The 343-nt window shown below is 78.7% G+C and carries 1 pseudogene; it reads left to right on the forward strand.

Features of this window, described 5'->3' with window-relative positions:
- Positions 1-112: 112 nt before the first annotated feature.
- A pseudogene (locus tag RCF13_RS00990) lies at positions 113-343 on the forward strand (M24 family metallopeptidase); the annotation flags it as partial.

A 343-nucleotide genomic window follows, 5' to 3' on the forward strand; every position in this document is an offset into this window, starting at 1 on the left:
CACGCCCGGCTTGGCCTGGGCCAGCGCCGCCGCCTGCGCCTCGCCGACCAGGTCGTGGCGCGCGCGCGGCGCGGCCCGGACGCGGCCGGTCACCGGGCCGGGGCGGGGGGGGTCGCGGGTTGGCGAGGTGGTGCTGATCGCCGCCGGCGCCGTGTCCCGTGGCTACGCCTGCGACAACACCGGCACCTGCCCGGTGAACGGCCGATTGGGTGCCGTGCCGCGCGCGGTCCACGACCTGGTCGGCGAGCCGCAGGCGGCGGCGCTGGCCCAGGCCAAGCCGGGCGTGCCCTACCAGGCCGGCCATCTGGCCGCAGTGCAGACCTTTAACGAGGGCCTGCTGCGC

Origin of the sequence: Stenotrophomonas maltophilia group sp. RNC7 (assembly GCF_030910085.1) — a bacterium.
Lineage (GTDB): Bacteria > Pseudomonadota > Gammaproteobacteria > Xanthomonadales > Xanthomonadaceae > Stenotrophomonas > Stenotrophomonas sepilia.